Annotated in this window: 21 protein-coding genes; 14 read left to right on the forward strand and 7 right to left on the reverse strand. The window is 70.6% G+C overall.

Going from position 1 to position 21,119, the window contains the following annotated elements; genetic code table 11:
• The first annotated feature begins 41 nt into the window (after positions 1-41).
• From GGR64_RS00830 to GGR64_RS00840, 3 genes are read left to right on the forward strand one after another with little or no spacing between them, the layout of a single operon-like run.
• A complete protein-coding gene (locus tag GGR64_RS00830; protein WP_184448576.1) occupies positions 42-983 on the forward strand; it encodes a ScpA family protein in 942 nt (313 codons plus the stop codon).
• Positions 984-1,006: 23 nt separating this feature from the next.
• Entirely contained in the window at positions 1,007-1,984 is a 978-nt protein-coding gene (gene scpB / locus GGR64_RS00835) for an SMC-Scp complex subunit ScpB (RefSeq protein WP_184643371.1), read from the forward strand.
• The gene (locus GGR64_RS00840; protein WP_184643373.1) at positions 1,977-3,536 is read left to right on the forward strand and encodes a pseudouridine synthase; all 1,560 of its coding nucleotides are present in this window, start codon (positions 1,977-1,979) and stop codon (positions 3,534-3,536) included. The genes scpB and GGR64_RS00840 overlap by 8 nt, the downstream gene beginning before the upstream one ends.
• 172 nt (positions 3,537-3,708) lie before the next feature.
• Here the strand turns inward: GGR64_RS00840 and GGR64_RS00845 are convergent, their stop codons facing one another.
• The gene (locus GGR64_RS00845) at positions 3,709-4,173 is read right to left on the reverse strand and encodes a pesticin immunity protein (RefSeq protein WP_326520292.1); all 465 of its coding nucleotides are present in this window, start codon (positions 4,171-4,173) and stop codon (positions 3,709-3,711) included.
• A gap of 228 nt (positions 4,174-4,401) precedes the next feature.
• On the opposite strand from GGR64_RS00845, the gene GGR64_RS00850 reads away from it, so the two are divergent.
• Entirely contained in the window at positions 4,402-5,109 is a 708-nt protein-coding gene (locus GGR64_RS00850) for a hypothetical protein (protein WP_260302470.1), read from the forward strand.
• A 206-nt stretch (positions 5,110-5,315) separates the two neighbouring features.
• On the opposite strand, the gene GGR64_RS00855 is transcribed toward GGR64_RS00850, so the two are convergent.
• The 4 genes from GGR64_RS00855 to GGR64_RS00870 form a co-directional block, all read right to left on the reverse strand.
• Positions 5,316-5,753 (reverse strand): hypothetical protein, encoded by a 438-nt coding sequence (locus tag GGR64_RS00855; protein WP_160965231.1) that lies wholly within the window; start codon positions 5,751-5,753, stop codon positions 5,316-5,318.
• A 418-nt stretch (positions 5,754-6,171) separates the two neighbouring features.
• Positions 6,172-6,999 (reverse strand): amidohydrolase, encoded by an 828-nt coding sequence (locus tag GGR64_RS00860; RefSeq protein ID WP_184448580.1) that lies wholly within the window; start codon positions 6,997-6,999, stop codon positions 6,172-6,174.
• On the reverse strand, positions 6,996-7,304 hold the full coding sequence (locus tag GGR64_RS00865) for a hypothetical protein (protein WP_160965127.1): 309 nt from the start codon (positions 7,302-7,304) through the stop codon (positions 6,996-6,998). The genes GGR64_RS00860 and GGR64_RS00865 overlap by 4 nt, the downstream gene beginning before the upstream one ends.
• 72 nt (positions 7,305-7,376) lie before the next feature.
• Complete coding sequence (locus GGR64_RS00870) at positions 7,377-8,525, reverse strand: pyridoxal phosphate-dependent aminotransferase (RefSeq protein WP_184643375.1); 1,149 nt, start codon at positions 8,523-8,525, stop codon at positions 7,377-7,379.
• Between the two features lie 205 nt (positions 8,526-8,730).
• On the opposite strand from GGR64_RS00870, the gene ccmA reads away from it, so the two are divergent.
• The 10 genes from ccmA (at position 8,731) to GGR64_RS00920 (ending at position 17,299) form a co-directional block, all read left to right on the forward strand.
• On the forward strand, positions 8,731-9,378 hold the full coding sequence (gene ccmA, locus GGR64_RS00875) for a heme ABC exporter ATP-binding protein CcmA (protein ID WP_010343781.1): 648 nt from the start codon (positions 8,731-8,733) through the stop codon (positions 9,376-9,378).
• Complete coding sequence (ccmB, locus tag GGR64_RS00880; protein ID WP_048488885.1) at positions 9,375-10,070, forward strand: heme exporter protein CcmB; 696 nt, start codon at positions 9,375-9,377, stop codon at positions 10,068-10,070. Before ccmA ends, ccmB begins: the two co-directional genes overlap by 4 nt.
• A gap of 113 nt (positions 10,071-10,183) precedes the next feature.
• Positions 10,184-10,933 (forward strand): heme ABC transporter permease CcmC, encoded by a 750-nt coding sequence (ccmC, locus tag GGR64_RS00885; RefSeq protein WP_160965133.1) that lies wholly within the window; start codon positions 10,184-10,186, stop codon positions 10,931-10,933.
• Positions 10,930-11,106: a heme exporter protein CcmD gene (locus tag GGR64_RS00890; RefSeq protein ID WP_048488884.1), complete on the forward strand. Its 177-nt coding sequence runs from the start codon at positions 10,930-10,932 to the stop codon at positions 11,104-11,106. The genes ccmC and GGR64_RS00890 overlap by 4 nt, the downstream gene beginning before the upstream one ends.
• Positions 11,103-11,552, forward strand: coding sequence for a cytochrome c maturation protein CcmE (gene ccmE / locus GGR64_RS00895; RefSeq protein ID WP_184643377.1), 450 nt, complete (start codon positions 11,103-11,105; stop codon positions 11,550-11,552). Before GGR64_RS00890 ends, ccmE begins: the two co-directional genes overlap by 4 nt.
• Before the next feature lie 207 nt (positions 11,553-11,759).
• On the forward strand, positions 11,760-13,694 hold the full coding sequence (locus GGR64_RS00900; protein WP_184643379.1) for a heme lyase CcmF/NrfE family subunit: 1,935 nt from the start codon (positions 11,760-11,762) through the stop codon (positions 13,692-13,694).
• Positions 13,691-14,299, forward strand: coding sequence for a DsbE family thiol:disulfide interchange protein (locus GGR64_RS00905; RefSeq protein ID WP_184644229.1), 609 nt, complete (start codon positions 13,691-13,693; stop codon positions 14,297-14,299). The genes GGR64_RS00900 and GGR64_RS00905 overlap by 4 nt, the downstream gene beginning before the upstream one ends.
• The gene (locus GGR64_RS00910) at positions 14,296-14,751 is read left to right on the forward strand and encodes a cytochrome c-type biogenesis protein (protein ID WP_160965141.1); all 456 of its coding nucleotides are present in this window, start codon (positions 14,296-14,298) and stop codon (positions 14,749-14,751) included. The genes GGR64_RS00905 and GGR64_RS00910 overlap by 4 nt, the downstream gene beginning before the upstream one ends.
• A 4-nt stretch (positions 14,752-14,755) precedes the next feature.
• The gene (locus tag GGR64_RS00915) at positions 14,756-15,796 is read left to right on the forward strand and encodes a cytochrome C biogenesis protein (RefSeq protein ID WP_184643381.1); all 1,041 of its coding nucleotides are present in this window, start codon (positions 14,756-14,758) and stop codon (positions 15,794-15,796) included.
• Positions 15,797-16,186: 390 nt separating this feature from the next.
• Positions 16,187-17,299, forward strand: a complete 1,113-nt coding sequence (locus tag GGR64_RS00920; RefSeq protein WP_184643382.1) for a homoserine O-acetyltransferase — start codon at positions 16,187-16,189, stop codon at positions 17,297-17,299.
• Between the two features lie 312 nt (positions 17,300-17,611).
• Here the strand turns inward: GGR64_RS00920 and cydC are convergent, their stop codons facing one another.
• Positions 17,612-19,288, reverse strand: coding sequence for a thiol reductant ABC exporter subunit CydC (gene cydC / locus GGR64_RS00925; RefSeq protein WP_184643384.1), 1,677 nt, complete (start codon positions 19,286-19,288; stop codon positions 17,612-17,614).
• On the reverse strand, positions 19,285-21,030 hold the full coding sequence (gene cydD, locus GGR64_RS00930; RefSeq protein ID WP_260302814.1) for a thiol reductant ABC exporter subunit CydD: 1,746 nt from the start codon (positions 21,028-21,030) through the stop codon (positions 19,285-19,287). The genes cydC and cydD overlap by 4 nt, the downstream gene beginning before the upstream one ends.
• Positions 21,031-21,119: the final 89 nt, after the last annotated feature.

Below are 21,119 nucleotides of genomic sequence, written 5' to 3' on the forward strand. Positions count from 1 at the left end.
CCTGCCCGGCCCTTCGCTACCGCAACACCGATGTCCAACCGATGACCTCCGAACTCGCGCTCGACGCGAACCCGCCAATCCAGACGACCCCGCCACAGCAGCAGGAAATGCCGCTGGCGGTCGTGCATGGGCAACCGGTACTGCAGATCCCGCAGGATCTGTATATCCCGCCGGATGCGCTGGAAGTCATCCTGGACGCGTTCGAAGGCCCGCTTGACCTGCTGCTGTACCTGATCCGCCGGCAGAACCTGGACATCCTGGACATCCCCGTCGCCGAGATCACCCGGCAGTACGTGGACTACATCAACGTGATGCAGGAGCTGCGCTTCGAACTGGCGGCCGAGTACCTAGTGATGGCCGCGATCCTGGCCGAGATCAAGTCGCGGATGCTGTTGCCGCGGCCGCCGGCCGAAGACGGCGAGGAAACGGACCCGCGCGCCGAACTGGTCCGCCGCTTGCAGGAGTACGAACGTTTCAAGCAGGCCGCCGAGGACATCGACGCGCTGCCGCGGCAGGACCGCGACACCACCCCGGCACACGCCCACGTACCGGACCGGGCCGCGGTCAAGCTGCCGCCGCCGGTGGAGCTGAAGGAGATGCTGCTGGCGCTGTACGACGTGCTCAAGCGCGCCGAACTGTTCAGCGGCCACGCCATCAAGCGCGAGGCGCTGAGCGTGCGCCAGCGCATGGGCGATGTGCTGGGCCGTCTGGACGACGGCAAGTTCCACCGTTTCGAATCGCTGTTCAGTGCCGAGGAAGGCAAGCTGGGCGTGCTGGTCACCTTCCTGGCGCTGCTGGAACTGGCCAAGGAGCAGTTGCTGGACATCGTCCAGGAGCCGCTGGCGCACGTCCCCGCCGATGCCGCCGAGCGGCCGCCGCTGCCGCCGATCTACGTCAAGTCGCTGGCGCTGGGCAACACCAACGCACCGCTGCAGTTCAACAGCGAGTTCGACGACAGCGACGCCGCCGACGCCACCACCTGAGTCCACCGAGAACCCGTCCACGCATGGATCAAGCGCTGATCAACCGCATCGTCGAGGCCGCCCTGCTCGCCGCCAACCAGCCGTTGCCGCTGGCGCAGTTGCACGGCCTGTTCCCGGAGGAGGAACCCGCGCCGCCGGGCAGCATCGAGCGCGCGCTGGAACTGCTGCGCGAGGCCTGCGAGGGCCGCGGCGTGGAGTTGGTCGAAGTGGCCTCCGGGTTCCGCTACCAGGTGCGCAGCGACGTGCATGCCTGGGTGGCGCGGCTGTGGACCGAGCGCAAGACCCGCTACACCCGTGCCACGCTGGAGACCCTGGCGCTGATCGCCTACCGGCAGCCGATCACCCGCGGCGAGATCGAGCAGGTGCGCGGCGTGGCGGTCAGCAGCAACATCATCCAGGCGCTGGAAGAGCGCGAATGGATCCGCGTGGTCGGGCACCGCGACGTGCCGGGCAAGCCGGCGCTGTTCGGCACCACCAAGACCTTCCTGGACTATTTCGGGCTCAAGCGCCTGGACGAACTGCCGCCGCTGTCCGAACTCAAGGACATCGGCGAACTGGAACCGCAGCTGCCGCTGGACCGCGACGCGCTGCCGGTCGGCGACATGGCCCAGGCCGATGCCGCCCCGGGCAACGACGCCGATCAGGGTGACCAGGGCGACACCACGGCACACGCCGCGGCCGCCGGCGAATCCGCCGAGCCCAGCGCGACGGCGCAGGCAGACGCGGCCGCAGACGCCGATGACGATGCCGACGTAGCAGCAGACGCAAGCGACACCGCAACACCACACACCCCCGCGACCGACGACGCCCACGCGTCGACGGCCACGGATCCCACGACCGCCCCGACGGGCGAACCCGAAGCCGCGCCGGGAGAGCGCGCGGCGGATGCGAACGAAGCCGAAGACAACGCCGTCGCGACGACGACCGTGGCTGTTGACGATGCCGATTCCGAACCACAGGCCGACGCGCAACGCGCCGGCCGGAGCCAAGTAAATGAGTGACACCTCCCGCAAGCTGTCGTTGAACAAGCTCTCGCTCAAGCGCGATGCCGCTGCCGCCGAGCAGCCGAAACTGGAAGAACGCCTGCACAAGGTCCTGGCCCAGGCCGGGCTGGGGTCGCGCCGGGCGCTGGAACAGCGCATCGCCGACGGCCTGGTCAAGGTCAACGGCGAGGTCGCGCAGACCGGCATGTCGATCCGCAGCGGCGACAAGATCGAGCTGGACGGCCGCAGCTTCGTCGCCAGCGCGCTGACCGAGCCCTCGCGCGTGCTGATCTACAACAAGCCCGAAGGCGAAGTGACCACGCGCGAAGATCCCGAAGGCCGTCCGACCATCTTCGAGGCGCTGCCGGCGCTGAAGGGCGCGCGCTGGATCGCGATCGGCCGCCTGGACATCAACACCACCGGCCTGCTGCTGCTCACCACCGACGGCGAGCTGGCCAACGCGATGATGCACCCCTCCTACGAGATCGAGCGCGAGTACGTGGTGCGCGTGCGCGCCCCGGAAGGCGAAGAGACCGTGCCCGACAGCATGGTCGAGCGGCTCTCGCGCGGCGTGCTGCTGGAGGACGGCGGCGCCAAGTTCGACGAGATCGAACGCATCGGCGGCACCGACTCGCACGACTGGTTCCGGGTGGTGGTCAAGGAAGGCCGCAACCGCGAAGTGCGGCGCCTGTGGGAATCGCAGGGCTGCCAGGTCAGCCGGCTCAAGCGCACCCGCTACGGCAAGATCGCGCTGCCGCGCGAACTGCTGCGCGGGCACTCGATGGAACTGGCGCAGGACAAGGTCGAGGCGCTGCGCGCCGAGCTGAAGCTGGAGGAAGGCACCCCGTCGGCGCTGACCCTGCAGCCGGTGATCGGCCAGCGCAAGGCGGCCAAGGCCACCGTGCAGGTCGGCCGCGGCGGCAACGCCTACGTCAACGGCCACAACACCGCCGACGAAGGCCGCGAGCTGCGCCGCTTCGACAATTTCCGCGAGGACCGCGGCCGCGGCCGCGGCGGCAAGAAGCCGCACGGCGGCCTGACCGTGAGCGGCGAAATGGCCGCCAAGCAGGCGCAGAAGCCGTTCAAGCAGCGCACGCCGAAGGGCCCCAAGCCGCTGCCGGACGGCAACCCGGCCGCGTTCCGCACCTGGTACGTGCCCGATGGCGTGAGCACCGGCCCGACCGGCCACCGCAACGCCGGTCCCGGTGGTCGCGGCCAGGGCCAAGGTCAGGGCCAGGGGCGTCCTTACGCCAAGCCGCGTCCGGCCGGTGCCGGTGCGGGCGCCGGAGCCGGCCAGGGCCGCGGTCAGGGCCAAGGCCAGGGGCAGCGCAAGGCGCACCCGTACGGGCATCCGGCCAATGCGCCGAGCTTCCCGTCCGATCACGCCAACCCCGGCTTCAGTCCCTACGGCGCCGCGCCGCGCGCAGCGCGCCCGGCCGGCGGCCAGAAGCGCGGCCCGGGTCCGGGCGGACGCCCCGGCGGCGGCAACCGCCCGGCCGGCGGTCGTCCTCCGGGCGGCGGCGGCCGTCCCGGCGGCGGCGGCAACCGCGGCGGTTCGCGCGGCGGCTGAGTGACGGTGCCGGCGCGGCGCGCGTCGGCCAGCCCCGCTCCCGACAAGGGCGTCTGCGCAAGCGGCGCCCTTTTTCGTTGGGCGCTAGCGCCAGCGGAAATGGAGCAGGCCGCTCGACGCCGGCGTCCGCGTCACCTACGTGAGACGGTCCGCATCGCGGCCACCCACTCGCTCAAGCATCGGCAGGATCGTTCCTGCAGTCCGCAAACCCGGCGGGCACCTGCCTGGCGGTCCAGTCGCCATGAGAAGACTTCGCGACGAGCAGCGCCGAGGTTGCGTTGTAGCTCGGGGCGCTTGTGTCGCCTGGCCTGGCCAGCCCGCTGTCATGGAAACACAGGCGTACGGACGTGGGGTCGGCAGATAGCACCTCGAAGCGCATCATCCAGCCTTTGTCGGCCTGGAGCAGGCGGGCGCCATTGGCGGTTTTTGTGACGTCCACGAAGCCATAGTCCGCGAACGTCGTCTTCCCCGGCATGCGACGGGGACCGACCGAGTTGGGAAAAGAGGTCAGGTCCAGGTGCTGGATGACCGCATCCGCGACGCCTGCCTCCTGCGAGGCGGCCAGGGACGAAGCACCGACCCCAAGCGCGACCAGGCCAACCAGCATTCCGGCATTCATGCGGACGATCTCGCGCACAGAGGGAGGACCGCGATGATAGGCAGCGCGAAGCCCCACGCTCAATGGCGATGGCCGTGGCGGCTGCCGCCCACGCGGCGCTCGATGGCGTCCTCGCTAGTGAGCGACATGCATGTGGCGACACCAGCGCGCGCAGTAGTGTGCCGTTCGCCCTGCGCGGACGAAGCCGATATCCTGGCGCATCCGGCGGCCACCGCTGTTGGCCGCTCTTACCAACCAGGAATCCCGATGACACGGAAGATGAAGATCGCCCTGCCGCTGCTGATCGCCGGCGTGCTGAGCCTCGCCGCCTGCCAGAAGGCGCAGCAGAAGGCCCAGGAAGAAATCGCCGCGGCGCAGAACCCCTACCCTGCCAGTTCGCCGCTGCACGCGCCGTTCGATCGCATGCTGCGCAAGCTGGCCAACGATCCGCGCTACGTGGCGCTGCTCAAGCAGAGCGGCCCGCAGGCGCAGCAGGCCGGCTTCCAGTTGGCGCAGAACGGCATCGCGCGGCTGGACCACGCGACGCTGGAACAGCGCCTGCAGATCCTCTCCCAGGTCAGCGAAAAGGTCGATGTGTCGCAATGCGCCGTGTTGGCCCGCGGCGGCAATCCCAACGACGCGCAGGCGCTGAGCGCGGCGATGCTGTCGGGACTGGAAAAGCTGCCGCAGGCGCAGATCGACCGCTGGTTCGATGCCTCCCTGAAGGCCACCGACGCGGAGTTGAACAAGACGCCGGCGCAGACGGTGGCGCCGGAGCAGATCCAGGCGGCGATGGGCACGCTGGTCAAGTCGCTGCCCGCCGACCAGCAGCAGCGCCTGATGCGGGTGTTGCCGGAGATCGCCAAGGCCAGCGACGAGGACGCCTGCTGGACCGCGCGCACCCTGTACCGCCAGGCATTGGCGACCCCGGAGCCGGTGCGCGGCCAGCTGGCCTGGGTGTTCGCGCAGCAGTAAGCACAGAGCAGACATGAAGCGCGTCCTTGCGCAGGGCGCGCTTGGCCGGGGCGCCTTGCATCTCCAAGGCGTAGCCGACTTGTGGTGGATGACCGCGAGACACCGTTGACGCAACAAAAAAGAATCCAGGCGCACTGCGCCTGGATTCGATTCGCTTGCGTCGTAACCGCCACGCCTGCGCCGCAGCGCAGGCAGGAGGCGGCGCCTTACTTGCGGCGCTCGATCACGAAGTTGCCGACGTTGACGCCCAGATCGACGCCTTCGCCCGTGCCGGCCAGGGCCAGCGAGATATCGCCCTTGGTGACGACCTGCGCGGTGCTGGACTTCACCAGGCCCGCGTGTGCTTCGGCGGCGGCATAGGTTCCGAACAGGTCATTGAGGCTGTAGGCGCCGCTGAAGGTGCCGCGGCCGCCGACGATCTTGGACTTGCCGACCGTCAGGCCACCGCCCTTGCTGCTGATCTTGACCGGAATTACCGCGCCGTCGTTGCAGGTGATGGTGCCGGTGCCCTTGGCGGTCTTGTAGAGCACCGACCAGCCCGACAGGTTGAAGGAGAGTTTGCAATCGATGTTGCCGGCGGCCTGGGCCTGCGGCGCGAGGGCGGCCGCGCCCAGCAGTGCGAGCAGAGAAAGCGACTTGATCATGTGAGCATTACCGGTGGGTGGACTGGCCGCGAGAGTAGCAACGGGGTTGTCGCGGCCGCGACAAGGTAACGGGGGCGCCGCGCGTGCGTTCAGCAGGCATTTCCACTTGCGGCGGGCAAGGCCAGCCGCGGATGCGAGGGCAACTCCCATGACGGAGTCGACCGTGGCTCAGTAGCAGACGTCGCTCCCTCGACCCAGGCTTCATGGCGCCTCGCAGCGCCGGCTTTCGTCGCGATCAAGCCGGAGGCCGCTTGTCGCGTAGGAGCGGCTTCAGCCGCGACGGGCTTTCCCGAGAACGCCTCGGTCGCGGCTGAAGCCGCTCCTACGAGGACACTTTCATCGCTATCGGAGGTGTCGTCCAACCACGACCGGGGTGTTTCCGGCGAACCGAGTCGCGGCCCAAGCCACTCCTCTCCCGCTAATCGTCCAGGCTGAAGGCGTCCGCATCGAGCATGGCCGGGAAGCGCGCGCGGTGCGCGGCCAGCGCGGCGGCGGAGATGGTGGTGGTGGCCACCTGCTCGCGCTCGCGGATCTCCAGCTGCGGCTGGCCGAGGAAATCGATCACCGCGCTGTCGCCGGCATAGTGCAACTCGTTGCCGTCCACGCCGACGCGGTTGACCGCGGCCACGAAGCACAGGTTCTCGATCGCGCGCGCGCGCAGCAGCGTGCGCCAGGCGTAGGCGCGCGCCGACGGCCAGTTGGCGACGAACAGCTGCAGGTCGAAATCCAGCTGGCCGGGGCGCTCGACATCGTAGCGGTTGCGGCAGAACACCGGAAAGCGCAGGTCGTAGCAGACCTGCGGATTGATCCGCCAGCCTTTCCACTCCACGCACAGGCGTTCGCGCCCGGCGGCATAGCGCAGATGTTCGTTGCCGTAGCGGAACAGGTGGCGCTTGTCGTAGTGCTGCAGCGCGCCGTCCGGCGTGGCCCACAGCAGCCGGTTGAACACCTTGGCCTCGCCGTCGGCGCCGGGCACGCGCAACTGCACGCTGCCGGTCACCGCCGCGCCCAGTCGCGCCGCCTGCTCGCGGATCCAGGCCACGGTCGGCCCGTTCATGTCCTCGGCCTGCGCCAGCGCATCGTTGGAGAAGCCGCTGGTGAAGGTCTCTGGCAGGATCACCAGGTCGGTGACGCCGGCCAGCGGCGCCAGCAATTCGGCGTAATGCACGCGGTTGCCGGCCGGATCGTGCCAGCGGGTGTCGCCCTGGACCAATGAAATCCTCAGATCCTGTGCCACCTGTGTCATCCCCAACGTACTCCGATGCAGATCGTGCCGACCAGGCACAGCAGCCCAAGTGTAGGCGTTACCCATGGCAGGTGGCGGACCAGGCGGTTGGCGAGCGTGCCCCGCTCCTGCGGCGTCAGGAGGCCGAGATAGCGGTCCACGTAGGCCTGCCGCCGGAACGGCACCACCCCGAAATCCATCCCGACACGCTGACCACGATCAGCCAATCCAGTCAGCACATGCCCGTAGAACAGCGCGCCGTCGACCACCGCGCAGACCGCCGCCAACCCGAACGTGACCCCGAAATAGATCCCAGCGACCGACATACCCTACCCCGCCCAGTAACCGGCTTCCACGAATCCCGATTCCCCATTCCCGAATCCCGGTGCTTACGCGCGCTACAGCGCGCGAAGCCGCTCGATCGCCGCATCCAGCGTCGCCTCGTTCTTGGCGAAGCACAGCCGCGCCAGGCGCTGCCCTTGCGGCGGGTCCTGGTAGAACGGCGACAGCGGGATCGCCGCCACGCCCTTCTCGATGGTCAGCCACTTCACGAACTCGGTATCGGGCAGGTCGCTGACTGCCGAATAGTCCACCAGCTGGAAATAGCCGCCAGGCACCGGCAGCGGTTTCAGCCGGGTGCCTAGCAACTGCGCACGGAAGCGGTCGCGCTTGGCCTGGTAGAACGCGCCGAGCTGTTCGTCGTGCTCGGGCTCCTCGCGGATCATCGCGGCGAAGGCGTGCTGGGCCGGGCCGAAGCTGGTGAAGGTGTTGTACTGGTGGACCTTGCGGAACTCGGCGCTGAGCGCCGGCGGCGCGATCGCGTAGCCGATCTTCCAGCCGGTGCAGTGATAGGTCTTGCCGAAGCTGGAGACGACGAAAGCGCGCTCGCGCAGCTCCGGCCAGCGCAGCACCGATTCGTGGCGGCGGCCGTCGAACACGATGTGCTCGTAGACCTCGTCGGAGATCAGGAAGATGTCGCTGCCACGCAGCAGCTCGGCCACCGCCTGCAGGTCGTCGGCACCGAACATCGCCCCGGACGGGTTGTGCGGGCTGTTGAGCATCAGCAGGCGGGTGCGCGGGGTGATCGCCGCGCGCACGCGCTCCCAGTCCACCGCGAACGTGTGCGGGTCCAGCGGCACGTGCACCGCACGCGCGCCGGCCAGGTCGATCGCCGGCTCGTAGCTGTCGTAGGCCGGATCCAGCACGATCACTTCCTCGCCCGGGCGCACCACGGCGTGGATGGCGTTGAACAGCGCCTCGGTGGCGCCGCTGGTGACGGTGACCTCGGTGTCGGCATCGACCTGGGCGCCGTAGCAGCGCAGCGCCTTCTCGGCGATCGCCTGGCGCAGCGCCGGCACGCCGGTCATCGGCGGGTATTGGTTGTGGCCGTCGCGCATGGCGCGGGCGAGTGCCTCGATCAGCCGCGGTGGCACCGGGAAATCGGGAAAGCCCTGGCCCAGGTTGACCGCACCGTGCTCGGCGGCCAGTTGCGACATCACGGTGAAGATGGTGGTGCCCACCTTGGGCAGCTTGGTCTGCGGATGCATGCGGGGGATCTGCGGGCAGCGGGAAAACGCCGAGTGTACGCAAAGCCGCTTGCCGGCGATGCGCGATCGCCTGGCCGCCGCCACGGGGCAATGTGCGCATCGCCGCGTGTGGCCGCTGCCGGCATCCGCCGGACGCCCGCATGCCGATACAATGCGCGCCTTCCCTTGCCGCCCGCCGCCGCGCCATCCGCCGCGGCCTTCGCCGATGACCGATCCGCTGTACACCCCGCCGCCGCTGCTGGCCGCGCACGGGCTCACGTTCGCCCGCGACGACGCGGCGGTGTTCGGTCCACTGGACTTCCACCTGGATGCCGGCGAGGCGCTGCTGGTGCAGGGCGACAACGGCGCCGGCAAGACCACCCTGCTGCGGGTGCTGGTCGGCCTGCTGCGTGCCGAGGCCGGGCGCATCGAGATCGACGGCCACCCGGTGCGGCGCGGCGACCGTGCCCGCTTCATGGCCTACCTGGGCCACCTGGGCGCGCTGAAGGCCGACCTGAGCACCCTGGAGAACCTGCACTATCTGTGCGGCCTGCAGGGGCGCCGGGCCAAGCAGATGCCCGGCAGCGCGCTGGCCATCGTCGGCCTGGCCGGTTACGAGGACACCCTGGTGCGGCAGTTGTCGGCCGGGCAGAAGAAGCGCCTGGCGCTGGCGCGGATGTGGCTGTCGCCGGCGCCGCTGTGGCTGCTCGACGAGCCCTACGCCAACCTCGACCTGGACGGCATCACCTTGGTCAACCGCATGATCGCCGCGCACCTGCGCAGCGGCGGCGCGGCCCTGGTGACCACCCATGGCGCCTATGCCGCGCCACCGGTGCGTACCCGCATGCTGACCTTGAGCGGAGTCGCCGCATGAGCCTGGCCACGCCCGTTCCCTCCCTTTGGCAGGCCACCCGCGCACTGCTGGTGCGCGACCTGCGCCTGCTGTGGCGCCGCCGCGGCGACGCGCTGCAGCCGGCGCTGTTCGCCCTGCTGATCGTGGCCCTGTTCGCGCTGGCGCTGGGCAACCAGCCGCGCCTGCTCGGCGAGGTGGCCGGCGCCGCGCTGTGGCTGGCGGTGCTGCTGGCCGGTCTGCTGGCACTGGACAGCCTGTTCCGCAGCGATGCCGAGGACGGCTCGCTGGAGCAGTGGCTGCTGGCGCCGGTGCCGCTGGCCTGGCTGGTACTGGTGCGGGTGCTGCTGCACTGGGTCACCACCGCGTTGCCGCTGATCGTGGCCGCGCCGCTGCTCGGCGAATTGCTGCACCTGCCGCATGACCGCATGCCGGTGCTGCTGGCATCGTTGGCGCTGGGGACCCCGCTGCTGAGCCTGCTCGGCGCGGTGGTCGCGGCGCTGACGGTGGGCATGAAGCGCGCCGGCATCCTGGTCGCGCTGCTGGCCTTGCCGCTGTATGTGCCGGTGCTGGTGTTCGGCGCCGGCAGCGTGGCGGCGGCGGCGCAGGGCCTGGACCCGGCCGGCGGCCTGCTGTTGCTGGCCGCGGGTCTGGTGGCGGGCCTGGTGCTGGCGCCACTGGCGGCGGCCGCGGCGATCCGCATCTCGCTGAGCTGAGCCGTTGGCGCAGCGCCGGCGCGGCGGCGGCCGTACCATGCAAGCGCAGTGCTCCATCGCCGTTCCGTCGTTGTCGCATCGAAGCCCGCCTCCCGCCAGCTAGAATCGTCCGCATGGTCTCTCTCGTCCGCTGGTTCCACCAACTCGGTTCGCCGCCGACCTTCGATCGCTTCGCTGCGCGCTGGACCCCGTGGTGTTACCTGGCGGCGCTGCTACTGGCCGGCGTGGGCATCTGGCAGGCGCTGTTCGTGGTGCCGGCCGACCGCCTGCAGAGCGACGCCTTCCGCATCCTCTACATCCATGTGCCCAGCGCCTGGATGAGCCTGTTCGTGTTCGGCCTGATGGCCGTGTACGCGGCCATCGCCCAGGTGTGGCGGATCAAGTTGTGCGAGATCCTGGCGATGGCCTGCGCGCCGATCGGCGCCGCCTTCACCCTGATCACCCTGCTGACCGGCAGCATCTGGGGCAAGCCGATGTGGGGCGCCTGGTGGGACTGGGACCCGCGCCTGACCACCGAGCTGATCCTGCTGTTCCTGTACATCGGCGTGATGGGCCTGTACCTGGCGATCGAGGACCGGCGCACCGCCGCGCGTGCGGCCGGGCTGCTGGCCATCGTCGGCGTGGTGCTGCTGCCGGTGATCCGCTATTCGGTGGTGTGGTGGAACTCGCTGCACCAGGGCCAGACCATCCGCCTGTTCGGCCAGTCCAGCATGGACCCGAGCATGCTGCCGCCGCTGTGGCTGATGGTGGCCGCGACCAAGTTCTGGTTCGCCGGCTCGCTGCTGGCGCGCGCGCGCGCCGACAACCTGCGCCGCGAGGCCGGCAAGGATTGGGTGACGCAACTGGCGGAGGCGCGCGGATGAACTACCTGCCGTATGTGGTCGGCGCCTATGCGGTGTTCGCCGGCGTGCTGCTCGCCGATTTCGTGCTGGCGCGGCTGCAGGTGCGCACTGCGCTGCGGGCGGCGCGGCTGCGCGCGCAACGCAAGCGCCAGGCCAAGGCCGAACCGGCGCCGCCGCTGGAGCTGAGCCGATGAACCCGCAGCGCAAGCGCCGCCTGCTGTGGCTGATGCTGCTGGTGCTGGCCGCCGGCCTGACCACCACGCTGGTGGCGATGGCCCTGCAGCGCAATACCGCCTACCTGTACACCCCGGCCGAAGTGCTGGCCGGCAAGACCGGCGCGCACGCGCGCTTCCGCCTCGGCGGCATGGTCGAGAAAGGCTCGTTCCAGCGCGCCCCGGGTTCGCTGCAGTCGCACTTCCGCGTGACCGACGGCGATGCGCAACTGACCGTGCGTTACGACCGAATCCTGCCCGACCTGTTCCGCGAGGGCCAGGCGGTGGTGGCCACCGGCAGCATGCACGACGGCGTGTTCGTCGCCGAGGACGTGCTGGCCAAGCACGACGAGACCTACATGCCGAAGGAACTGGCGGACAAGATGGGGGATGCGCATCGGAAGCATGACGTGGGGACGATGCAGTGATGGCGCGGAGAGGTCGGGACTCGGGACCCGGGACCCGGGACCGGGAAAAGCGGTTGCACAACGTCTGCAGCTTGGCTGCGCATTTCCGCATCGAAACTGGTTTTCTCTGCTTTGCCCGGCTCTCGGCTTCTCCCGCGACCACACCACAGCCGTCGCATATGCGCTCTTCCGGGCCCCGGGCCCCGGGTCCCGGGTCCCGGCCGCACCATGCTTCCTGAACTCGGCCAACTCTTCCTCATCCTCGCCCTGCTCACCGCCGTGCTGCAGGCGGCGCTGCCATTGGCCGGCGCGCAGCGCGGCGATGCGCGCTGGATGGGCGTGGCGCGGCCGGCGGCGTTCGCGCAGCTGGCGCTGGTCGCCGGCGCCTTCGCGATCCTCACCCACGCCTTCGTGACCCAGGATTTCTCGGTGGCCTATGTCGCCGAGAACTCCAACTCGCTGCTGCCGCTGGTATACCGCTACTCCGCGGTGTGGGGCGCGCACGAGGGTTCGCTGCTGCTGTGGACGCTGATCCTGGCGCTGTGGACCGGCGCGGTGGCGCTGTATTCGCGGCGCCTGCCGGCGCAGGTGGTGGCGCGGGTGATCGGCACCCTCGCGCTGGTGAGCGTGGGCTTCCTGGCGTTCCTGCTGTTCACCTCCAACCCGTTCGCGCGGCTGCTGCCCGCGCCGCTGGAAGGGCGCGATCTCAATCCGCTGCTGCAGGACCCCGGCCTGGTAATCCATCCGCCGCTGCTGTACGCCGGCTACGTCGGCTTCGCGGTGCCGTTTGCGTTCGCCATTGCCGCGCTGCTGGACGGCCAGGTGGACGCGCGCTGGCTGCGCTGGACGCGGCCGTGGACCAATGTGGCCTGGGGCTTTCTGACCATCGGCATCGCGCTCGGCAGCTGGTGGGCGTACTACGAACTGGGCTGGGGCGGCTGGTGGTTCTGGGATCCGGTGGAGAACGCCAGCTTCATGCCATGGCTGGCCGGTGCGGCGTTACTGCATTCGCAGGCGGTCACCGAAAAGCGCGGCAGCTTCGGCGCCTGGACCCTGCTGCTGGCGATCGCCGCATTCTCACTGTCGCTGCTGGGCACCTTCCTGGTCCGCTCCGGCGTGCTGACCAGCGTGCACTCCTTCGCCGCCGATCCCACCCGCGGCCTGTTCATCCTGGTGTTCCTGAGCCTGCTGTGCGGCGGCGCGCTGCTGCTGTACGCACTGCGCGGCGGCCGCGTGGCGGCGTCGGCCGACGAGGCGCGGCAACGCTTCGCCCCGGCCTCGCGCGAGACCCTGCTGCTGGCCAACAACCTGCTGCTGACCTGCGCCTGCGCGATGGTGCTGCTGGGCACGCTGTATCCGCTGCTGGCCGATGCGCTGGACCTGGGCAAGCTGTCGGTGGGACCGCCCTACTTCGGCACCTTGTTCATCGTGCTGATGGCGCCGCTGGTGGCGCTGCTGCCGTTCGGCCCGCTGACCCGCTGGCAGCGCGAACAGGCGTCGCGGCCACTGGCATTGCTGGCACCGTGGGCGGGCCTGGCTCTGCTGGCCGGCGCGATCGGCTTCTTCCTGGCACCGCAGGGCGCGTGGAAGACCGCCGCCGGCGTCGCCGCGGCAACCTGGGTGCTGCTGGGCACCGCGCGCTTCGTGTGGAGCCGGCGACAGCTCAAGGGCAGCCGCTTCACCGCCGAGATGCTGGGCATGACCCTGGCCCACACCGGCATCGCGGTGTTCCTGGCCGGCGCGCTGCTGGTCGAGGCGCTGGAACAGCAGCGCGAAGTGGCGCTGGCGCCCGGACAGCACCTGGACCTGGGCCGCTACCGCTTCGAGCTGCAGGGCCTGGACGAGCGCAAGGGCCCCAACTACGTGGCCGAACGCGCGCACGTGCAGGTGCTGCGCGACGATCGCCCGCTGGCGCTGCTGCACCCGGAAAAGCGCCTGTACGCCAGCGGCGGCCAGAACATGACCGAGGCCGGGATCCACCCCGGCCTGTTCGGCGACGTCTACGTCGCCCTGGGCGAGCCGCTGGGCGGCAACGCCTGGGCGATGCGCGTGCACGTCAAACCCTTCGTGCGCTGGATCTGGCTTGGCGCGGCGCTGATGGCGCTGGGCGGTTTCGTCACCGCCGCCGACCGGCGCTTCCGTCGTTCTCCGGAGACCCCCTGATGTCCGCTCCCGCTCCACGCCGCCTGCCGTTGCCCGCCATCCTGCTGGGCGCCCTGTTCTTCCTCGGCATGCTGGCGCTGATGGTGTATGCGGTGCAGCGCTCCGGCAGCGCCGATCGCGACGCGCTGCCGTCGGCCCTGATCGGCAAGCCGGCACCGGCGTTCGAACTGCCGCTGCTGCACGACGCCTCGATCCGCGTGCGCAGCAGCGAGTTGCGCGGCGCGCCGTACGTGCTCAACGTGTGGGGCAGCTGGTGCCCGGCCTGCCGCGAGGAACACCCGGTGCTGACCCGCTTCGCGCTGAGCAAGCGCGTGCGGGTGATCGGCTACGACTGGAAGGACAGCCGCGAAGACGCGCTGCGCTGGCTGGAACAGCTCGGCAATCCGTTCCTGGCGGTGCTGTTCGACCCCGAAGGGCGTACCGCGATCGACTGGGGCGTGGCCGCGGCACCGGAGACCTTCCTGGTCGATGCGCGCGGCGTGGTGCGTTGGAAGCACGCCGGCCCGCTGACCGACCAGATCATCCGCGACGAACTGCTGCCGGCCTTGCAGCAGGCCGAGCGCGACGCGCCGCCGACGCGGGCGCAGGGCAAGGCCACCCCATGAGCCACGGCCGGCGTGCGCTGCGGCTGGGCCTGCTGGCGCTGCTGGCGTGGTCCACGCTGGCCGGCGCCGAACCGGTGTCCGATCCGACGCCGCTGGCCTACCGCTCCGCCGCCGAGGAAGCGCGCTTCCATGCGCTGACCGCGGAACTGCGCTGCGTGCAATGCCAGAACCAGTCGCTGGCCGATTCGCACGCGCAGATCGCCATGGACCTGCGCCGCGAAGTGCTGGAGCTCATGCACCAGGGCAAGTCGGATGCGCAGATCAAGCAGTTCCTGGTCGATCGCTACGGCGAGTTCGTGCTGTACCGGCCGCAGCTGGAAGCGCGGACCTGGCTGCTGTGGTTCGGCCCCTTGCTGCTGTTGGCCGGCGGCGCGGTGGTGCTGATCCGGATGGTGCGCCGGCGCGCGCCGGCGGCGACCGCGCTGCCGCTGCAGGACGAACAGGAGTGGTGAGGCGATGCTGAGTTGGGGCATGTCGGCCGCGGCGGTGGCGCTGGCGGCGCTGGTGTTCGCGGTGGTGCTGTGGCCGCTGCGCAGCGGCGGGCGCAAGGGCGCGGTGCTGGCGGTGGCGGTACTGGCGTTGGGTGTGGCGACCGCAGCGCTGTACGCCCTGGTCGGCACTCCGCGTGCCTTGCAGGCGCAGAACCGCGAGGCGCCGCGCACGCTGGAAGACGGCGTCAAGCAACTGCAGGCGGCGCTGGCCAAGGATCCGAACCGCGCCGACGGTTGGGCCCTGCTCGGCCGCAGCCAGCTGTCGCTGGGCCACGCCGCCGAGGCCGCCAACGCCTTCGCACGCGCCGTGCAATTGGCGCCGGAGCAGGCGCCCTTGCTGATCGAAGCGGCCGAGGCGCGTGCGCTGGCCAATCCGCAACGGCAGTTCGACGACCAGGCGCTGGCCTGGCTGCAGCATGCCCTGCAACTGGCACCGGGCAGCGAACGCGGCGCCTGGTTCCTGGGCATCGCCCAGCGCCAGCGCGGCCAGGACGCCGCCGCAGCCGCCACCTGGGAAGCGCTGTTGCCGCGCGTGGATGCGGCCACCGCCGCGGCGCTGCGGCCGCAGATCGATGCGGCCCGCACCGCGGCCGGTCTGCCGGCCTTGCCCGCCGCCGGCAGCGCGGCCGCCCCGGCGCAGAACGCGAAGGCCCCGGCCAGCAGCGGCCTGACCGTGGCGGTGTCGCTGGATCCGGCGTTCGCCGCCCGCGTACGCCTGCGCGGCGACGCCAGCGTCTTCGTGATCGCGCGCGTGCCGGGCGGCCCACCAATGCCGGTGGCGGTGCAGAAGCATCCGCTGCAGGCACTGCCGTTGCGGGTGACACTGAGCGATGCGGACAGCCCGATGCCGACGCAGAAACTCTCGCAGCTGCAGCAGGTGCAGGTGGTGGCGCGGCTGTCGGCCAGCGGCAATGCAATGCGTCAGGAGGGCGATCTGGAATCGGCGCCGGTGACGGTGACCCTGCCGGCGACCGCGCCGGTGGAGCTGGTGATCGGCAAGCCGTAGCCGTTGCGACATGGACGCAGGCGTGGCTTCTGGCTTTTTGTGGGATCGGTTGCAAGCAGCCTCACCAGGGAAACCCGGTCGCGGGTAGAGCTAGAACCCATCAACGATGGGAGGCGTACTTGTAGGAGCGGCTTCAGCCGCGACGAGGCGCTACCGATAAAGCCCGTCGCGGCTGAAGCCGCTCCTACACATAACCCGCAGTCCCTCTTGCAAGTGCCCTGAAGCCGTTCCTACGCGGCAATGAACCGTCACGCTGATTCACGTACGACCAAATGATGGGAAGCGGCCGCCAGCGGCTCCTGCACATCCGGCCGGTCGCATCGCCATCGACAAGCTGCATCTCGCACCACGCATACGCCGGATGCGCGATAGCGCAGCTAGAATCGGCGCATGACCGAATTCATCCCGCCTGGCAGCCGCTTCCTCGCCCTGCCCTCGCCGTTCCCGATGAAACGTGGCGGCCAGTTGCGTGGCGCGCGGGTCGCCTACGAGACCTGGGGCACGCTGTCGTCCGCGCGCGACAATGCGCTCCTGATCGTCACCGGGCTGTCGCCCGACGCGCATGCCGCGGCGAACGCCGACGATCCCACGCCCGGCTGGTGGGAAGGCATGCTCGGCCCGGGCAAGCCGATCGACACCCAGCGCTGGTTCGTGATCTGCGTGAACTCGCTGGGCAGTTGCAAGGGGTCGACCGGCCCTGCGTCGCCGCATCCTGACGACGGCCAGCCGTATCGCCTGCGCTTCCCGGAGCTGTCGATCGAGGACGGCGCCGACGCCGCCGCGCAGGTGGTGCGGGCGCTGGGCATCGCACAGCTGGCCTGCGTGATCGGCAACTCCATGGGCGGCATGACCGCCCTGGCGCTGCTGCACCGGCATCCCGGCCTGGCGCGTAGCCACGTCAACATTTCCGGCAGCGCGCAGGCGCTGCCGTTCTCGATCGCGATCCGCTCGCTGCAGCGCGAAGCGATCCGCCTGGATCCGAACTGGAACGGCGGCGACTACGACGAGGCGACCTATCCGGAGTCGGGCATGCGCATGGCGCGCAAGCTCGGCGTGATCACCTATCGCTCGGCGCTGGAATGGGACGGCCGCTTCGGCCGTGTCCGCCTGGATTCGGACCAGACCGACGACGATCCGTTCGGCCTGGAATTCCAGGTCGAAAGCTACCTGGAAGGCCACGCGCGCCGTTTCGTGCGCCGCTTCGACCCGAACTGCTATCTGTACCTGAGCCGCTCGATGGACTGGTTCGACCTGGCCGAGCCTGCCGGCGGCGACGTGCTCGCCGGTCTCGCCACGATCCGCGTCGAGCGCGCGCTGGCGATCGGCGCCAACACCGATATCCTGTTCCCGGTGCAGCAGCAGCAACAGATCGCCGACGGCCTGCGCGCCGGCGGCGCGCAGGCGCAGTTCCTTGGTCTGGATTCGCCGCAGGGCCACGACGCGTTCCTGGTCGATTTCGCGCGCTTCGGGCCGGCAGTGCGGGAGTTTCTGGACGCGCTGTAGCGATTGAGGGCCCTGTTGGCCATGGGCAGGAGGATACCGTTCCGCTCGCCGAAGGTTACGCACCAGGTCGATCTGGGCTGGACCGACGGCATGTATCCAGAAGGTTTTGCCCCCCCACTCGTCGCGACTGAAGTCGCTCCCACAAGGGCCTTCTGCGACATGGAGGCAGGCACCTGCCCGTTGTGGGAGGGACTTCAGTCCCGACTGCACGAACCATCGGCCTGCTAAGACCGGATCGCTCCCATACAAACGCGTGATTCCGCATCGCGCGTCGCGATTGAAGCCGCTCTTACAAAGCGCTGCGCAGCAGCGCTATGGCTCGACCTGCAGCCGTCCGTCCTGCAACCGATAGCGCAGATGCACCACGCCCTCGGGCAGCGCATCGTGGCTGATCAGCAGCAGGCTGCGCTGACCCAGCGCATGTGCCAGGTCGCGCAGGAGCGCCTGCGCAGTGTCGACGTCCAGGCCTTCGGTGGGTTCGTCCAGCACCAGCAGTGGCGCTTCGCGCAGCAGTGCACGGGCCAGGGCCAGGCGCCGCGCCTGACCCGCGGACATGGTCGCGCCGTTCTCGCCGAGCCAGGCGTTGAGGCCGCCGACTTCGTGCAGCCAGGGATCGAGCCGCACGTCGGCGAGCACGCGCTGCAGCCGCGCATCGTCGGCCGTGGGATCGCCCAGGCGCAAGTTGTCGCGCACGCTGCCGGCAAACACCGGCGCGCCCTGCGGCAGCCAGGCGATACGGCGGTGCCACTGCGCCTCGGCCACCTCGTGCAGGTCGACGCCGGCATAGCGGATGCTGCCCTGCTGCGGGTCCCACAAGCGCAGCAGCAACGCCGACAGGGTGGTCTTGCCGCTGCCGCTGTCGCCGGAGATGGCGATGCGCTCGCCCGGCGCGATGCGCAGGGAAACACCGTCGAGCACGCGCCGGGTCTCGCCCGGCCAGGCGAACACTAAGTCGTCGAACTGCACCTCACCCGTGGCCGGCAACGCCTGCGGATGCGCCGGGTCGACCACCGGCGGCGCCTGCCCGGCGATCGCCTGCAGGCGCCGCGCGGCGACACGGCCGGACTGCAGCGCCTGCCAGGCCAGACCGGCGCCGGCCCAGACCTCGAGCAGAGCCACGGTCAGGAACACCAGGCCGGCGGCCTGTTCGGCGCTGATCGCATTGGCGCGGGCCGCACCCAGTGCCACCCACAGCATCGCCAGCAGGCCCGCCGCCGCGCACAGCGCGTGCAGGGCGTTGCCGCCGATCAGCCGCTGCCGCTGGCGCCGGTCCTCGGCGCGCACGGCCTGCGCGCTGGCGTCCACGCGCGCGATCCAGGCGGCCTGCGCCTCGAGCGCGGCCAGGTCGGCGGCGCCCTCCAGGCCTTCATAGGCCAGCGTGCGCAAGGCTTCGCGCTGCTGCGCGCGCGCGCGTTCGCGGGCCTCGCCGCCGCGCGCCACCACCCACGGCACGCCGAGCCCGATCGCCAGCGCCAGCGCGGTCAGCACCAGCGCCGCCGGCCAGTGGATCGCCGCCGCCGCGGCGATGCCGATCGCGCCCACGCCGAGCAGTGCGGCCAGCGGCGCCAGCGCGCGCACCACCAGGCCGTCGACCTCGCCGATGTCCGACATCAGCCGCGCCAGCAACTCGCCGGTGCGGCTGGCGCCGAGCCGCGCCGGTGCCAGCGGCAGCGCGCGGCGGAAGAACCACACGCGCAGGTCGCGGGCGATGCGCAGGGTGGCATCGTGCCCGACCAGCTTTTCGCCATAGCGCGAGGCGATGCGCGCGAAGGTCAGCGCGCGGATGCCGGCCGACGGCGAGAAGAAGTTGAAGCCGCTGCCCATGCCGACCGCACCGGCCAGCGCCGCGGCGGTGAGGAAGCCACCGGACAGGCCGAGCAGCCCGACCCCGGCCAGCATCGTGCACAGCACCAGCAGCGCGGTCAGCAGCAGGCGGCCGAGATGGCGGCCGAACACGCCACGCAAGGTGTCGCGGGTGTCGCCGCTCATGGCAGCGTCTCCTGGGTTGCGGCGGACGCATTGCGTGCGGGCAGCCGCAGCACGGCATCGGCCCAGCGCATCGCCGCCTCGCTGTGGGTGGCGACGATGACGCTGCGGCCGCGGGCGAAGTCCGCCAGCGTGCGCAGCAGGTCCGCTTCGGTGTCCGCATCCAGGAACGCGGTCGGTTCGTCCAGCAACAGCAGTTCGGGATCGCGCAGCAACAGGCGGGCCAGGCCGATGCGCCGCGCCTCGCCGCCGGACAGGCCGAAGCCGCGCTCGCCGATCGGCGTGTCCAGCCCCTGCGGCAGGCGTGCGGCGAAACGCAGCACCTGCGCCGCCTCGGCCGCGGCATGCAGTTGCGCATCGCTGGCCTGCGGATCGGCCAGGCGCAGGTTGTCGGCGATGCTGCCGTGGAACAGATACGGCCGCTGGCCGGCGTAGCCGATGCGCAGCCCCGCACGCAGCTGCACGGCACCGGCACGCGGCGGCAGCCATCCGGCCAGCGCCTCCAGCAACGTGCTCTTGCCGCTTCCGCTGGGGCCGACCAACGCCAGGCGCTGGCCGGCATGCAATTCGAAATCCAGGCCCTGCACCGCATCGCAGCGCGCACCCAGCGGCCGCAGGTACAGCGCGCGTGCGCGCAGCAATGGCTCCTCCGCACGCATCGCGCCCGCTGCCTGCACGGAAAACGTCGCTGCAGTGGTATCGGTCTCGATCGACGTCACGGCAGCGACATCGTTCGACACGGCGGTGCCCTCGTCGCGCGCGACCGGCGCATCCACGGCCTGCGGCAGGCCTTCCAGCAGGCGCTCCACCTCCGCCGCCGCGGCCAGCGCATTGGCGCGGTCATGGTAGTGCGCGGCCAGGCGCCGCAGCGGCGCGTAGAACTCCGGCGCCAGCAGCAGGCAGAACACACCGGTGCCCAGGGTCGGCACGCTGGCGTGCAGGGCGATCATGCCGAGATAGCTCAGGCCCAGGTACAGCGCGACGATCGCCACGCTGACCGAGGCGAAGAACTCCAGCACGGTGGACGACAGGAACGCGATGCGCAGCACTTTCAGCGTGCGCTCGCGCACACCCTCGGCGGCAGCGGCAATCCCGCGCAGCTCGTCGTCGCCCCGTCCGTACAGGCGCAACAGGCCCAGGCCCTTGAGCCGATCGGCGAAGTGCCCGCCCATCCGCGCCAGCTCGCGCAACTGACGGCGGCCGGCGGCTTCGGCGCCCCAGCCCACCAGCATCATGAAGATCGGCACCAGCGGCGCGGTGAACAGCAGGATCAGGCCGACCACCCAGTCGCTCCACGCCACTGCCAGCACGATCAGCAGCGGCACCACGCTCACTTCCCAGCGCGCGGGCCGGTAGCCGGCGTAGTAGCCGTCCAGCGCATCGCCATGCGCCAGCAGCAGCTCGCCCAGTTCGCCGTTGCGCTGTCCGCGCAGCCACAGCGGCCCGCGCTGCAGCAGTTGCCGATACACGCGCCGGCGCAGCTCGAGTTTCGCCGCATCGGCGACATCGCCGGCGGCACGCTGCGCGGCGGCGCCCAGTCCGGCGCGCAGGACCAACACCAGCGCCAACAGGCCGAAGGCCGGCAGCGCCTGCGCCAGCTCGCGGCGCTCCACCAGCAGCGCCTGCACCAGCCAGGCGATGGCCCCGGCCTGCACGATCAGCAGCGCGCCAGACACGCTGATGGCGGCTGCGGCCAGGCGCTGGCGGCCGCGCGCGGCCGCGGCCAGGGCATCCAGCCAACGCATGCGCTGCTGCCGCTGCTGCGGTGTGTCGGCGGACGGCTCGGCGGAATCGGTCAAAACGGGCTCGGCACGGCGAACGAAGCCATCAGTTT

The organism is Xanthomonas sp. 3307 (assembly GCF_014199735.1).
In the GTDB taxonomy this organism is placed as follows: Bacteria; Pseudomonadota; Gammaproteobacteria; order Xanthomonadales; family Xanthomonadaceae; genus Xanthomonas_A; species Xanthomonas_A rydalmerensis.

What these genes read in the sequence shown, in the direction of transcription:
- GGR64_RS00830 (WP_184448576.1), top strand. Translation starts at nt 42, where the DNA reads ATGACCTCCGAACTCGCGCTCGACGCGAACCCGCCAATCCAGACGACC.
- scpB (WP_184643371.1), top strand. Translation starts at nt 1,007, where the DNA reads ATGGATCAAGCGCTGATCAACCGCATCGTCGAGGCCGCCCTGCTCGCC.
- GGR64_RS00840 (WP_184643373.1), top strand. Translation starts at nt 1,977, where the DNA reads ATGAGTGACACCTCCCGCAAGCTGTCGTTGAACAAGCTCTCGCTCAAG.
- GGR64_RS00850 (WP_260302470.1), top strand. Translation starts at nt 4,402, where the DNA reads ATGACACGGAAGATGAAGATCGCCCTGCCGCTGCTGATCGCCGGCGTG.
- GGR64_RS00855 (WP_160965231.1), bottom strand. Translation starts at nt 5,753, where the DNA reads ATGATCAAGTCGCTTTCTCTGCTCGCACTGCTGGGCGCGGCCGCCCTC.
- GGR64_RS00860 (WP_184448580.1), bottom strand. Translation starts at nt 6,999, where the DNA reads ATGACACAGGTGGCACAGGATCTGAGGATTTCATTGGTCCAGGGCGAC.
- GGR64_RS00865 (WP_160965127.1), bottom strand. Translation starts at nt 7,304, where the DNA reads ATGTCGGTCGCTGGGATCTATTTCGGGGTCACGTTCGGGTTGGCGGCG.
- GGR64_RS00870 (WP_184643375.1), bottom strand. Translation starts at nt 8,525, where the DNA reads ATGCATCCGCAGACCAAGCTGCCCAAGGTGGGCACCACCATCTTCACC.
- ccmA (WP_010343781.1), top strand. Translation starts at nt 8,731, where the DNA reads ATGACCGATCCGCTGTACACCCCGCCGCCGCTGCTGGCCGCGCACGGG.
- ccmB (WP_048488885.1), top strand. Translation starts at nt 9,375, where the DNA reads ATGAGCCTGGCCACGCCCGTTCCCTCCCTTTGGCAGGCCACCCGCGCA.
- ccmC (WP_160965133.1), top strand. Translation starts at nt 10,184, where the DNA reads ATGGTCTCTCTCGTCCGCTGGTTCCACCAACTCGGTTCGCCGCCGACC.
- GGR64_RS00890 (WP_048488884.1), top strand. Translation starts at nt 10,930, where the DNA reads ATGAACTACCTGCCGTATGTGGTCGGCGCCTATGCGGTGTTCGCCGGC.
- ccmE (WP_184643377.1), top strand. Translation starts at nt 11,103, where the DNA reads ATGAACCCGCAGCGCAAGCGCCGCCTGCTGTGGCTGATGCTGCTGGTG.
- GGR64_RS00900 (WP_184643379.1), top strand. Translation starts at nt 11,760, where the DNA reads ATGCTTCCTGAACTCGGCCAACTCTTCCTCATCCTCGCCCTGCTCACC.
- GGR64_RS00910 (WP_160965141.1), top strand. Translation starts at nt 14,296, where the DNA reads ATGAGCCACGGCCGGCGTGCGCTGCGGCTGGGCCTGCTGGCGCTGCTG.
- GGR64_RS00915 (WP_184643381.1), top strand. Translation starts at nt 14,756, where the DNA reads ATGCTGAGTTGGGGCATGTCGGCCGCGGCGGTGGCGCTGGCGGCGCTG.
- GGR64_RS00920 (WP_184643382.1), top strand. Translation starts at nt 16,187, where the DNA reads ATGACCGAATTCATCCCGCCTGGCAGCCGCTTCCTCGCCCTGCCCTCG.
- cydC (WP_184643384.1), bottom strand. Translation starts at nt 19,288, where the DNA reads ATGAGCGGCGACACCCGCGACACCTTGCGTGGCGTGTTCGGCCGCCAT.
- cydD (WP_260302814.1), bottom strand. Translation starts at nt 21,030, where the DNA reads ATGCGTTGGCTGGATGCCCTGGCCGCGGCCGCGCGCGGCCGCCAGCGC.